At 51.9% G+C, this 13285-nt stretch carries 14 protein-coding genes; 7 read left to right on the top strand and 7 right to left on the bottom strand.

What is annotated here, in order from left to right; translation table 11 throughout:
• Positions 1-26 precede the first annotated feature (26 nt).
• The 6 genes from MHI43_RS08540 to MHI43_RS08515 all read right to left on the bottom strand — a co-directional run bounded on the left by MHI43_RS08540 (position 27) and on the right by MHI43_RS08515 (position 5302).
• Positions 27-689 carry a cysteine hydrolase gene (locus tag MHI43_RS08540; RefSeq protein WP_036666115.1) on the bottom strand — a complete coding sequence of 221 codons (663 nt, stop codon included), beginning with the start codon at positions 687-689 and terminating at the stop codon, positions 27-29.
• Positions 690-737: 48 nt separating this feature from the next.
• The gene (locus MHI43_RS08535) at positions 738-1781 is read right to left on the bottom strand and encodes an ABC transporter substrate-binding protein (protein WP_036666116.1); all 1044 of its coding nucleotides are present in this window, start codon (positions 1779-1781) and stop codon (positions 738-740) included.
• Between the two features lie 52 nt (positions 1782-1833).
• Positions 1834-2715, bottom strand: coding sequence for an ABC transporter permease (locus MHI43_RS08530; protein WP_036666118.1), 882 nt, complete (start codon positions 2713-2715; stop codon positions 1834-1836).
• Positions 2716-2745: 30 nt separating this feature from the next.
• On the bottom strand, positions 2746-3525 hold the full coding sequence (locus tag MHI43_RS08525) for an ABC transporter ATP-binding protein (RefSeq protein ID WP_009592193.1): 780 nt from the start codon (positions 3523-3525) through the stop codon (positions 2746-2748).
• A gap of 149 nt (positions 3526-3674) precedes the next feature.
• On the bottom strand, positions 3675-4049 hold the full coding sequence (locus tag MHI43_RS08520; protein WP_009592183.1) for a DUF2294 domain-containing protein: 375 nt from the start codon (positions 4047-4049) through the stop codon (positions 3675-3677).
• 287 nt (positions 4050-4336) lie between these two features.
• Positions 4337-5302, bottom strand: a complete 966-nt coding sequence (locus MHI43_RS08515; protein ID WP_036666120.1) for an alpha/beta fold hydrolase — start codon at positions 5300-5302, stop codon at positions 4337-4339.
• A 301-nt stretch (positions 5303-5603) separates the two neighbouring features.
• On the opposite strand from MHI43_RS08515, the gene MHI43_RS08510 reads away from it, so the two are divergent.
• From MHI43_RS08510 to MHI43_RS08500, 3 genes are all read left to right on the top strand, one after another.
• Positions 5604-6440 carry a sugar phosphate isomerase/epimerase family protein gene (locus MHI43_RS08510; protein WP_015734144.1) on the top strand — a complete coding sequence of 279 codons (837 nt, stop codon included), beginning with the start codon at positions 5604-5606 and terminating at the stop codon, positions 6438-6440.
• A gap of 103 nt (positions 6441-6543) precedes the next feature.
• The gene (locus MHI43_RS08505) at positions 6544-6822 is read left to right on the top strand and encodes a hypothetical protein (RefSeq protein ID WP_015734143.1); all 279 of its coding nucleotides are present in this window, start codon (positions 6544-6546) and stop codon (positions 6820-6822) included.
• A gap of 204 nt (positions 6823-7026) precedes the next feature.
• Positions 7027-7299 (top strand): hypothetical protein, encoded by a 273-nt coding sequence (locus tag MHI43_RS08500; protein WP_015734142.1) that lies wholly within the window; start codon positions 7027-7029, stop codon positions 7297-7299.
• Positions 7300-7477: 178 nt separating this feature from the next.
• Here MHI43_RS08500 and sigK read toward each other — a convergent pair whose 3' ends face one another.
• Positions 7478-8179: an RNA polymerase sporulation sigma factor SigK gene (gene sigK, locus MHI43_RS08495; RefSeq protein ID WP_006208952.1), complete on the bottom strand. Its 702-nt coding sequence runs from the start codon at positions 8177-8179 to the stop codon at positions 7478-7480.
• A 526-nt stretch (positions 8180-8705) separates the two neighbouring features.
• On the opposite strand from sigK, the gene MHI43_RS08490 reads away from it, so the two are divergent.
• From MHI43_RS08490 to MHI43_RS08475, 4 genes are all read left to right on the top strand, one after another.
• Entirely contained in the window at positions 8706-10037 is a 1332-nt protein-coding gene (locus MHI43_RS08490; RefSeq protein ID WP_036666122.1) for a glycoside hydrolase family 125 protein, read from the top strand.
• Positions 10024-10914: a sugar ABC transporter permease gene (locus MHI43_RS08485; RefSeq protein WP_036666123.1), complete on the top strand. Its 891-nt coding sequence runs from the start codon at positions 10024-10026 to the stop codon at positions 10912-10914. The genes MHI43_RS08490 and MHI43_RS08485 overlap by 14 nt, the downstream gene beginning before the upstream one ends.
• 14 nt (positions 10915-10928) lie before the next feature.
• Positions 10929-11828, top strand: a complete 900-nt coding sequence (locus MHI43_RS08480) for a carbohydrate ABC transporter permease (protein WP_036666125.1) — start codon at positions 10929-10931, stop codon at positions 11826-11828.
• A gap of 98 nt (positions 11829-11926) precedes the next feature.
• Positions 11927-13276, top strand: coding sequence for a sugar ABC transporter substrate-binding protein (locus MHI43_RS08475; RefSeq protein ID WP_036666127.1), 1350 nt, complete (start codon positions 11927-11929; stop codon positions 13274-13276).
• Positions 13277-13285: the final 9 nt, after the last annotated feature.

Raw genomic sequence — 13285 nt, 5'->3', positions numbered from 1 at the left:
CTGCTTGAACCAGAATACCTTGCAAGCTAACTGATGGCCGGCTGCGCCGCCGATTTCGGCAGCACCGGTTCCTCGGGTTTTTTATCCATCCAAATATCGATAAGATGCGCCACCTCACTAACTTTCCCGAAATAACCCTCGATATTCTCGAGTGTCATGTCATGGGCCTTTTGCGAATACGACGCGCAGGCATCCGCAGCAAGCACGATATGATAATCCAGCATGAAGCCGTCCCGGGCCGTCGATTCCACGCACACATTGGTGCTGACTCCCGTCATGATCAAGGTCTCGATCTTCAGCGTCTTTAATACCGAATCCAGTCTAGTATTCACAAATGCGCTGTATCGATGTTTATTGACAATGATATCGTCCGCCTCGGGCGTGATCTCGTAAAATTCCGCTCCCCAGCTTCCCCTCCGGCACACATGAGCCGAGCGTCCGGAGGACCTGGTCGTCCAGGCCTCGGAATCCGTCGCTCTCTCATGCAGCGTTTGGATGAAGATAATCGGCACATTCAGCTCCCTGGCGGAATGAAGCAGCTTATGCAGCTGCGGCATCATCTCTGCCACCCCGCTAACATCGCAGCCCGCTCTAGGCAATGCCCCGTCCGGATGGCAATAATCGTTTTGCACATCCACCACGATCACCGCCGCTTTGCTTCCCAGCATCAGTTGATTCAAAGATTTCATCGTAACTCTCCCCTTCAGGCCCGTATATTTGGAATCATGTTCTAATGCTTACTTCTTGGATTGGTTCACAAACTGCATATCCACCAGGGCATCATAGGTATAATCCCCCTTAAAAATTCCAGTCTCTATCATGACATCCATATCATGCTTCAACGCTTCTTCCGAAATCATCCCGTCCAAGCTCCACAGATTGTCTGCATAGGCACGGTCCAGCGCAGCTTGTATCGCATCCTCGGATAATGTGGGGAATTCGGCTTTCAGATTCTTCTTGGCCAGCTCCTTATCCGACTGGACGACTTCAAGCGCTTCGATGATGGCATCGGTAAAGCTTTGAACGGCTTCCGGATCTTTCTCGATGGTAGACTTCTTCACACTGAGCACCGAATACGAGAAATCCCCGAGATCATGAAATTTGTAAAACGGCTCCTCCCACACGTTCTTCGAAATTCCGTCGCTGATTTGCGGCTCGGCTCCATTGGCGATATCGGCTGCGCCCTGTTGAACCATCGTCACCACCGTGGAGCCGTCGGCCGGCTCCAGCAGCTGCACATCCTTCTCCGGATCGAGCCCCAACTGAATCAGCAGATAGCGGGTTAAGAGATTCGGCGTACCGCCATGGCGGCCGGCGTTAATCTTTTTTCCTTGCAAAAATGCCTTCAGGTCCTCGGGGGAATCGCTCGCAGGCGCGGTGCCCTTCTTAGCCATTAAATACACGTTCGCCCGATTGACGACATTGACGACCGAGATGATCGGGTCGGAATTGTTGTTGTTGGCCAAGGCATTGGACTCCGTCCCGCCGATAACGCCCCAGGCATCACCGCTGACCACGGCGGTTACGTGCGCTCCCCCTGCCGCTTGGATAACCTCGACATCCAGCCCTCTTTTCTCGAAGTAGCCTTCGCGCTGTGCGACGTACAGGGGAAGATAGCCCGTGGAGTGGAGCGGCTCGGCGATCACGATTTTCTTGAGCTTCCCGTCGCCGGAAGCGGAGACGGTGCTGCCGTCGCTTTTCTCGTTGCCGCAGGCGCCAAGCAGGGCGGTGACCATGACCAGTGCGAACAACAGTGAACGTTTCCTCATTTTTTTGTTCATATGAATTCCCCTTTTAATAGAAATAGTTCGTTTTGGGTGGATGTGTCTAGTGCTATTGCTTGGTCAAGCCCTTGGATAACCACTTCTCCAGTACGACGACGCCCCAGTACATCACCATGGACAGCATCGACAGGACGACGACGCCCACCCACACGAGGTTGATATCCAATATCGTTCCTGCATACATAATCATCCGGCCGACGCCCTGGCTTGAGGCGATGAACTCGCCCACGATGGCACCTGCCAGCGCAAGGGCGATATTGATCCGTAAACTGCTGATGATCCAGGGCATGGACCACGGTACAACGACCTTGGTAAAGACCTGATGCCGCTTGGCGCCCAGGGAGTACATCAGCTTTTCCATATCCGGGTCCACGCTCTTTACGCCGCTGTATGCCGACAGGGCCGACACGACAACCGTCATGGAGAACGCCAGAGCCACCTTCGAGAAGAATCCGATTCCGAGCAGAATGACGAGTACGGGCGCTAAGGCGAGTTTGGGCAATGCATTCAGTATGATTAGGTACGGCTCGCTGATCCCTGCATACGATTTCGACCACCAGAATGATAGCCCGAGCAGTGCACCGAGGAAGGTGCCGAACACAAACCCGAGTATGGTTGAACCGGACGTGTACGTAATGTCCCTTAACAAGGTCCCCTCGGTGATTTGGGTCCAGGTTGTGCGAAGGATCGCACTGGGGCTGCTCCAATAATAGGAGTCCAGCAGGCCGATTCGGGTGAACACTTCCCATACCAGAAAAACAAGCACGGCTACAGCGGCCCTTCCCCAAACGATCCGCCGGCTCCTGCGGCGCTCCAGTCCCTCTTCATCCAATATGTACGGCACGACCTCCGGCCGCTTGGACGAACCCGCGGCAGACTCCGCGGGTGTCACGGCATGTACGATAAAAGCCTCTTTGCGTGCAGTTTCCATCAGGCTCCCTCTCCTTTCGTTCTTCTCGCTTTACGATATTTGCTCTTCCTCATGCCCAGCCGACAGCAGGTCCATGAGATGATGCTTCAGCTCCATGAATGCCGGCGACGTCATGTCTTCCGTTTTGCGTGGACGCTCCATCGTCACGGTGATTTTGGACTTGATCCGGCCGGGCCTGGATGAGAATACGTAGATGTCATCCGACAGGTAAATCGCTTCATCGATGTCGTGGGTGACAAACAGCACCGTTTTGCCAAAGTCCTCCCAGATCTGCAGCAGCCAGTTCTGCATGGTCAACCGGGTCTGTGCATCAAGCGCACCGAACGGCTCGTCCAGCAAAATGATGTCCCTGTCGTAGAGCAGCGTCCGCAGCAGCGCGGCACGCTGTTTCATCCCCCCAGAGAGTTCCTTCGGATAATGCTTGTCAAAGCCCTTCAGACCGTATTTTTCCATCAAGGGCAGCGCCCTCTCCACGGCTTCCTTGTAGGGAACGCCCCGAACCTCCATGCCCAGAATGATGTTATCGAGAATGGTGCGCCATGGCAGAAGCATGTCCTTTTGCAGCATATAGCCCACATAACCGGTCGTACCGACGATATCCTTTCCGTCGGCCATCACTTTGCCCGTGGATGGAGGCATCAGGCCGGCGATAATGTTGAACAGGGTGGATTTGCCGCAACCGCTGGGACCGATTATGCTGACAAAACGCCCCTCCTCGATCGCCAGACTCGTCTCCCGCATGGCCGGAATCTCTTCCCCGTTTCTGCGAAACCATTTGCTGACGCCCGAAATTTCGATTTTGTGAGTCATGGCCCTTCCTCCTCTTCTTTGTTTTTCATGTTTTTTCAGTAACAACACACATTTATTTTCAAAAGCGGATGTAACAAAAAATCGCCAGTCCAGCCCCAAGCCGCACACCAACGTGTACCTTGGTACCAAACTGACGATCGGCCCGCTCTCTACCCGAGTTCCGGCATGTCGTTCAGATATGTTTCTATCTCCTTCTCCAAGAATACGATGGTACCGGAAAACTCGGTCTCTGCATCATAATCTTTAAGAATGGAGATGATTTTAAACGGAAACTTCTCTTCCAGGCTGGTTTTAATCTCCTGCTTGAACACCTGGAATAAAAGGTGGTCCAACTGCCGGGTAGAGAGGGGGTAATTCTCATCCAGCAGTTTTAGGACGGGGACTCTACTATTCCTCGACACAATGATGATTTTGTTGCCAACGAAATCGACTTTTTGCTGCTTTACACCCACGTTAAATATTTTCTTATTTATCGCGTTGTAAACCCTCAAAAGATCCTGTTTGAGTTCGCCTGCTGTCATCATGGCTCAACATCCCTTTGTGTAAATTATTATTACATTGACCGGGGTAGGTATAGGGTGTTTATCGAGTTCGTTGTGTCCTTGGGTTTAATTATAGGCAAACACAGAGGATTGTCAATACATTGACGTTAAAAAAGTTAACAGTATTTAGTTTTATGTTAATTTATATAACATATATATAACGCTAAAGCCTGTGTTATACCGTTCGTGCCAAGCTCTTTTCACACCTTTACACTTGCTTGACCGGAACAAAAGCCCCATCTTCCCATCTTCACGTTCCGTTCATTTGTCTATCTCCGGTTAAATACCCGTTCCAGGAACAAGACACCCTCCCGCTTCTGGTACTCACTGACTTCATGGCCGGAGAACGGATAATCCCTGATTTCTTTTACCGCCTCAATCCGGTTGTAAGCCGCATAGATAGTCTCGGGCATGCAAACCGTATCCTTCCATCCGACGGACACCATGATCGGCGCCTGGATTCTCGGCGCGAGATTCAGCATGTCAAAATGCGCGAGATGTGCCAAAATCTGATCCAGCTGCTCCGGGTACCGCTTTATGTATTGGGCGATTTCGTTCAGCGAGCTGACCGAATACAAAATGCCGTAATCCATCCTGCACATGTTGGGAATGTCGGCTACGATGGCCGCAACCTTGGGATTCAGCGCCCCTGCCAGCATCGACAGGCCGCCGCCCTGGCTCCCGCCCACCACGGCGATTTTTGCAGGGTCTACTCCCGGCTGCCGTGATGCCGCATCCACGGCTCTCACGGCATCCATGGCAATGGCCATGTAATAGGAGCGATGGATATCCGTAATCCCCTGCGACACCCAGCCTTTAACCACGCCGCTGTCCAGCGGCAGCAAATTCCCCGTCTCCCCGCCCTGACCCCTGACGTCGACGGCAAACACCGTATACCCCAGCATCAGCCAATGAGCATACCGTTCAGGAAATCCGCGGTCTCCGGTATAACCCGGGAAGGTTACGATACACGGACTGGCCTCTGCTTTCGATGAATGATTAGCCGGCGCTATATGCCAAGCGTTGATAGGAGTATCATCATATCCATGATAGGTTACCCGAGATACCTCCATATGGGGATATGGCGTAGCTTCCGGTTTACTAACCATCTGAAGAGGTCTGTCCCCATGCGACTTTAGCACTCCCCCCCAAAAAATATTCAATACCTGCTCGTCGATCGTTGGTTCCGGACGCAAGTTGCCAAGCTCTTTCTTACGCTGCTCAATGGTATTCATTCTGTGTCAAAACTCCTTTTCGCGTGTTAGATGGAAGTTCACATGACATGGTTATTTCGGCATCACGTCCTGTATCCCCTTCGAAACGGTAAGAAATCATGCCGATTTATTACAAAACCTCCCAAAATAACGAACCGACTGCGGCCACCATCGTTATCTTTCTTCAAAAAATTAAAAAGCGATCATAGATTTATAGAGTTGAACATATCATAATAGAAACTATGAAATGCCAACCGGGTTGATATAAACAAGCACCCGGCTCTAGCAATACGACATCATATAGCGAATGGAGACGATGAATATGCTGCAAGGTTTAACAAGCGCAGGGCTCGGAAAACTTGAAAGCGATTTACAGTTTATCGAGCTTGCGGCCAAATATGAATTCCAAAGCGTCGATATCGATGCCAAAGGTCTTGTGGACCGGCTTGGCGCGGAAGCGGCTGCCGAAATGCTGCAATCCCGCCAACTGGAAATCGGGGCGATCGGTCTCCCGGTGGAATGGAGAGGGTCGAACGAGCAGTTCCTAAGCGGACTCGAGAAGCTGCCGGCCGCCGCGGCCGCCGCCAAGGCGCTTGGCAGCACCCGCTGCTGTACATACATTCTTCCTTCCACGGACGCGCCTGCAGCCCATTTCATGGCGCTGGCCACTTCCAGGCTGCGGGCCTGCGCCAGCATTCTGGGAGCATACGGAATCCGATTGGGCCTGGAGTTCGTCGGTCCGCACCATCTTCGCACCCAATGGAAGAACCCGTTCATATGGACGGTACAAGAGACGTTGGATTGGATCGATGCCATCGGGGAGCCGAATGTCGGGCTGCTGTATGATGCCTATCACTGGTACACCAACGAGATGACAACCGACGATATCCGGCAGCTGCGCGCAGACCAGATTGTTCATGTCCACATCAACGATGCCAAGGACATTCCAATCCGGGACGTACTCGATAATGACCGTCTTTATCCGGGTGAGGGCGTGATTGATTTGCCAGGCTTCCTTCAAGCGCTGAACGATATCGGCTATAAGGGCCCGGTAACGCAAGAAATTTTGACGCCTTCCACACCGGAGGGTACTCCAGAGGAGCTGGCTGCCAAATCGCGCCAAGCCTTCAACAGCGTATTCGGCGCTGCAGGTCTGTAATATTTAGTTTGCACAGTCGGTGCCGCGCACATATCGGAATGATTCCTCTAATACAGGGCACACTGAAAGGGTACGTTAAGTACCTTTTCGGGAGGTCTTTAGCATGAACGGATTTGAGAAGGAAAAACGAGCGGAGTCCACGGATTTGTCTACCGTTGAATCCCAACGGAACGATCTGGTGGCAGAGGAATTTCCCGAGGGACCCTACGGTTCCGATCTTCGCAGCGATTCCCTCGGCAAGAGCACGCCATGGCGCAAGGATCAGCGGCCTCCGAATCGGTTCGATTACGAGGATCGCAATCTGCACATGGGCATCGAGCGGGAGTATCCCGGCGAAGACGAGAGCATGCAAGCAGATCCGGGACAAAAGAAACCTGAGTAGGAGTTTATATCCAACCGTCGTTCTTTGGACAAGACGGTTGGTTTTTGTCGTAACAGGGCTTGTATTCACCCGACACCGAATGCATAATGGCCTATAAAAATACATAAAATGGCATGTGAAAAACGCGCATCTAACACACGATCCCCAGGAAGAAACACCGTTGGCTGCAGTGTTAAAAGACATGAGGGAGCGGGGGAATATACCATGCCCATTAAGAAAGAGAAGGATGAATTCGTGATTTATGTCGTCACGTTATCGAGCGTCAAGCGCTACATGTCCATCGAATTTATCGGCGGTTCTTGCGGTTACATCATCGCTCAAAGAGCGCTTCAATCCGATCTGCTCGGCATGATCGGCAGCATCATCGCCCCGATGGCGATCCGCCGCGTGCTGCAATGGCAGCAGCTCAAATCCGGGCGTCATGCGCACCTGGATCTGCGCTCACTCTTCAAGCAGAGCGCGCCGAACCCTACATAACACCGTGCATCATGATGGTTTTGACTGAGCACTCCTAATTTCCGAAGCCTCTTGCCGAGCATCGTTTTTTCTAACTGAAACAACTAAGATAAAGCCACTTCCATCATGTGGAAGTGGCTTTATCTTTCTTTATATAGACAATCCTCTTCGATCCTTTTGATGTGAGAACAGCCGCTTCTTATCGTTTCTGCTTATAAAACTCATGATACAGCTTCATCAGCGCCCGCTTCTCAATGCGCGACACGTAGCTGCGCGAAATTCCCAGTTCCTTGGCGATTTCCCGCTGCGTTCGTTCTTCTCCCCCGGCTTCCAATCCAAAACGTCCTATGACAACTTCCTTCTCCCGGTCGTCCAATATGTCCAGATTTCGATAAATTTTGCTCTTCTCGATTTTCAACTGCACCGCATCCACAATGTCATCCGCTTCCGTCCCGAGGATATCGATTAGAGTAATTTCATTCCCCTCTTTATCCGTTCCGATCGGATCATGCAGGGATACGTCCTTGCGCGTTTTCTTAAGCGAACGCAAGTGCATCAATATTTCGTTTTCTATACAACGGGCAGCAAACGTCGCCAGCTTCGTCCCCTTGTTGGGCCGAAAGCTTTCAATGGCTTTGATCAGACCGATGGTGCCGATGGATATGAGATCTTCCAGATCCTCGCCGGTGTTATCGAACTTTTTGACGATGTGCGCGACCAGCCGAAGATTATGCTCAATCAGTTTATTCCGCGACTGAGGATCGCCTTCGGCCATTCGCTGCAGATGTTTAGCTTCCTCCTCCTCGGTCAGAGGCTGGGGAAACGCGTTGTTTTTCACATACGAAACGAGCAGGGTCAACTCTTTAATGAACAAAGCAATTGCGGTAAACAATCCAGGCACTTTAGGACACCTCCTGCGAAGTTACAATGCAACCGGCCCTTATCGCGCTCGGTTTCTCGGTCTTCTCATTGTATGTAGGCAGCGGCCCAGAAGTGCCTGTACGGGGGAAACTGATGCGCAAAATCGTTAAATGCGCTATCGCTTTCCCGTAAATTTCAAACGCCAGTCGCAGTCTTGGGCCAATGGAGTTTCTGCGGATCTAATGGATCCGGCTGCCAAACATAAACGATCCGAAACACCGAAAATCCAGTGGCATGACCCATATCAATATAACATGATATAAATATAAGAATATGCAGAATTCAAATCTTTAAAACAAAGAGATCTCACTTCAAACCAAAGTAAACGATCCAAAGAACCACCATTAACTCGCGCAGAACAACAAAATAATATAACAGCATAAAATTTATTAAATATAATATATTGACATTAAATTGGTATGTAATTATATTGAATGTAAGCGTTTTATATATGGGCATGACAGCAACGATCGACACCCGGAACTATGGAAGGGAGAAGAGCTAACATGTTTACGTTGGACTATTTTGCTGTTTTGCACGATTTGCACCGCACGGTATCCGAAGGCACCCCGGATGATCCGAAACTTGGACATATGTTCAGGAGCATGCTGGACAACACGCTGGGATCGACCATCCGAAGACAGCCAGACGGCACCACCTTTGTCATTACCGGCGATATTCCGGCCATGTGGCTGAGGGATTCGGCGGCGCAAATCCGGCCGTTCCTCGTTCCGGCAGGCCAAGACCCCAGACTGGCCGATCTGATCGAAGGGCTCGTACGGAGGCAGTCGGCATTCATCCTGCTGGATCCTTACGCTAATGCGTTTAACGATTCGCCTTCCGGTCAAGGCCATCAGAACGATCGCACCGCCATGAACCCCTGGCTTTGGGAGCGCAAATATGAGGTCGATTCATTGTGTTACCCCCTCCAACTTGCTTACCTGTTGTGGAAAGAAACCGGCAGAACCTCTCACCTCGATCACACATTCCATTCAGCTGCCAAGGCGATTCTGGCCCTTTGGCGAACCGAACAGCATCATGAATCGAAATCGCCGTATTATTTCGAACGCTTTAACTGTCCTCCAAGCGACACGCTGCCCCGCGGCGGTAAAGGCACGGAAGTGGCTTATACCGGAATGACCTGGTCCGGCTTCCGTCCGAGCGACGACGCCTGCGCCTATGGATACCTGATTCCGTCGAATATGTTCGCCGTCGTCGTGCTCGGTTATCTGGCGGAAATTTGCCGAGACGTCCTGCGAGATCCCGAGATGGAGGCGGAAGCGGCGAAACTGGCGGATGAAATCCGGCATGGCATCGAGATGTACGGCGTGCTCGACCATCCCGAATACGGAAGAATTTACGCCTATGAGACGGACGGAATGGGAAACCACCTGCTAATGGATGACGCCAACGTCCCCAGCCTGCTGTCCATCCCCTATTTGGGTTATGCAAGCGCCGATGACCCGGTCTATCAAAATACCCGCAGGTTCGTGCTGAGCCAGGCCAATCCGTATTATTACCAGGGCACTGCCGCCTCCGGCATCGGTAGCCCCCATACGCCGGCTCGTTATATATGGCCGATTGGGCTGGCCATTCAGGGCTTGACGACCACCGATCAAGAGGAGAAGCTTCGGCTGCTTCGGTTAATGGCGGATACCGATGCTGGCACCGGCATGATGCATGAGGGATTTCTGGTCGACGACCCTGCCCGTTATACCCGCCCATGGTTTTCTTGGGCAAATATGATGTTCTGCGAGCTGATCATGGACTATAACGGCATTCGGGTCAAAGCGAATGAACGCCTAGGAGGTCATCGGGATCATCATGGGAACCAATAGAAAGCTGCGCGGCTGGGTCATCGGCTATCTGTTCATTTTGCCGTCCATTATCGGTTTCAGTGTTTTTGTCGGATATCCCCTGCTTTCGTCCATGTATTATGCCTTGACGGAATGGAGCGGATACGACACCCCCCGTTTTATCGGCTTCGAGAACTTTAGATACCTGTTCACGGAGGATCCGGCTTTCTGGCCATCGATCCGCGCGACGTTTTATTTCGTGATCCTGAGTGTTCCGTTATCGCTGGTCCTAGGTTTGTTGTTGGCGATGATGCTGAACAAAAACCTGACCGGCATCAAATGGTTCCGCACCATCTTTTATCTTCCGGTCGTCGTTCCCTCCATCGCTACGCTCACGTTGTGGCAATTCATATATGAGCCGCAATACGGGCTGGCGAATTCGCTGCTAAGGGAGTTCGGGCTGCCGCCGGGCACATGGCTGACGAGCGAAACGACAGCGCTTCCATCCATTGTGTTGATCGGTTTATGGCAGGTCGGTTCCAGCGTCATCATCTTTCTGAGCGGGCTGCAGTCGGTTCCGCAGGACATGTATGAAGCCGCCGAAGTCGACGGCGCCTCCAGATGGCGAATGTCGATCAACATTACCCTTCCGATGATTACGCCCATCCTGTTTCTGCAGCTTATACTCGGCATCATCGGCGCATTCCAGGCGTTTAACCAGGTTCAGGTGCTGACGGGAGGCGGGCCGAATTTTTCCACTTCCCTGCTGAATTACAAAATCTATACCGATGCCTTCAACGGAAGAATGTTTGGATATGCTATCGCGGAGGTATGGGTTCTGTTCGTTATCATCATGATTTTTACCGTTATTTCATACCGGTACTCCAACCGGTTCGTTTATTACGAAAGCGACAAATAAGGGGGTAAGAAGCGATGCAAGCGGAAGTACGGCCGGAACTAAGAGGAAACCTGAATCCAGCGGACATTCGCGTGAAGCGGAGAGCAAGGTTCAATTGGATTGACGCCTTTCGATTTATGATCTTGGCCATCGGCGCCATAGCAATGCTGTTCCCTCTCTTCTGGATGGTCACCATTGCGCTGAAGAGCAACAATGACGTGTTCAAAATTCCGCCCGAATGGTTTCCGCGGGAATTTCATTGGTCCAATTTCGTGACCGGAACGAAGGAAATCAACTTTTGGCAAACATTCGGGAACTCCCTGTTCATTGCCATCACCTGCACGATCGGGCAGATTATCAGCTCGGTGCTGGTCGGGTACGGGCTCGCACGGCTGAAGTTCCCGGGCCGGAAGCTGTGGTTCTCGCTATTTATAGGAAGCCTCATGCTTCCCGGATTCGTAGGCATGATTCCCATGTTTAATCTGTACACCAGCATCGGATGGTACGATTCGTGGCTGCCCATCATCGTGCCCGCTTTTTTTGGAAACGCCACGTTCTCGTTCCTGTTCGTCCAGTATTTAAGAACGATTTCCGTTTCGTTTGACGAGGCGGCCAAAATCGACGGGGCTTCGGACCTGTATGTGCTGCTTAAAGTATTGGCGCCCATGTCGATGCCGGTGATCATGACCATGGTGATCTTTGCGTTCCAAGGCGCATGGAATCAATATTTGGAACCCCTGCTCTATATTATCGACCCTAGCAAATGGACGCTGTCTCTGGCAATGGCTACCTATACGGGCACCTATGCGACAGCCTGGAATTTGTTCATGGCCGCGGATCTGATTTATATCCTGCCGATGCTGCTGCTCTTCTTCTTTGGCCAGAAATTTTTTATGCAGGGGCTCGGCTCCATGAATTCCGCAGGCTTGAAGTAAGTCGTCCTCACGGATGGGAGGTGATGCAGACCGGGTTGGCTGAAGCGAAAACAAGGTGATGTTCAGATCATTAAATTTACCTTTGGGGAGGTCTTTCAATGAGACAGGGTGCAAAAGGGTGGGCCAGCGCTATCATCGCTTTATTGTTCTTCTCAAGTCTGCTGGCCGCTTGCGGCGGGAACGGCGGCGGAGGCTCCGGTTCGGCAGACACCGGGAACGCGCCGTCCGGACAAGATAACGCGGGATCCGGCAAACCCGTCGAAGTCACGATGATTACTTGGGAGTCGGCGGCCATGAACGAAAAAATCATGGCATCCATGAAAAAATTCGAAGAGGAAAACCCCGACATCAAAGTAAAACTCATCCCTACGCCATTGGACAATTACGGTGTCAAGATCAACGGGATGATCACGGCCAAGAAAGCGCCGGACATCTTCATGACCGGCAACGACATGCTGCTCGATAATGCCGGCAAGGGACTTCTCTACGACTGGACGGAGCTTGCCACCCAGGACAAAGCGTTCATGGAGGGCTTTTACGAAGGCGTGGTGGACAGCTGGTACTATGAGGGCAAGCTCGTTGGCTTACCGGGTCTCTTGAACACGTACGGCATTTTTTACAATAAAAAGTCCTTCCAGGAGGCAGGCCTTCCTGAACCGAAAATCGGCTGGACCTATGACGAATTCTTTGCGGCGATGGAGAAGCTTTCGAGCAATCAAGGCGGCGTGCAGCAATTCGGTTATTATGCCCCCCTTGATCCCTTCCACGTCTCACTCTATTCGGTTTCCGCGGGCGGTGCTCCCTTTGCCGACGCCATTATCAACCCGACGAAGGTGGAAATCAGCGACCAATTCCGGGAAGGCGTCGAAAAGTACAAGTCCGCGATTGCAAACGGCTACATGAATCCCCCTACCTTTGATTTAACGAATGCCATGAGCTCGTTCAAACAAGGCAAAGTTCCGATGACCCTGCAAGGACAGTGGGTAGCGGACGATCTGATCCGCACGGCTCCCAAGGAATTGGAATGGGGCTACGCGCCGATGCCGGTGGTGAACAGCCAGACCGAGATTTATGACGCCGTAGGCTGGTCCAGCCCGGCAACGCTCAAAAATCCCGAGGCGGTATGGAAAGTGCTCAAGTACCTGGATTCCAAAATGTATGAAGAGGTCCTCCCATCGACCCCGGTCGCTCCTGCAGCCTACCAGGCTTCTTCCGCAGCTTATTACGATGCGCTGAAAGCGGCGGGCCATCCCGAAGTAGGAGAAGGCCTCGATCATATTCTGAAATCCCCGAATACGCAGCCGGTTCGTTTCCTGTCGACGTGGGCGGGCAAAGCGTACCCGTTCATCGAAGCATCATGGAAAAACATAGTGATGGGCAAAGCCCCGATCACCGAACTGGATGTGATGGCTGAAAAAATCAATAACGTGATCACTACCGGCAAATAACCGGAAGCA

Source organism: Paenibacillus sp. FSL H8-0457, from assembly GCF_038051935.1.
GTDB classification, from domain to species: Bacteria; Bacillota; Bacilli; order Paenibacillales; family Paenibacillaceae; genus Paenibacillus_AQ; species Paenibacillus_AQ lautus_A.
The sequence above is the reverse complement of the archived record's forward strand: the minus strand, read 5'-3'. Positions and strand labels throughout refer to the sequence as shown.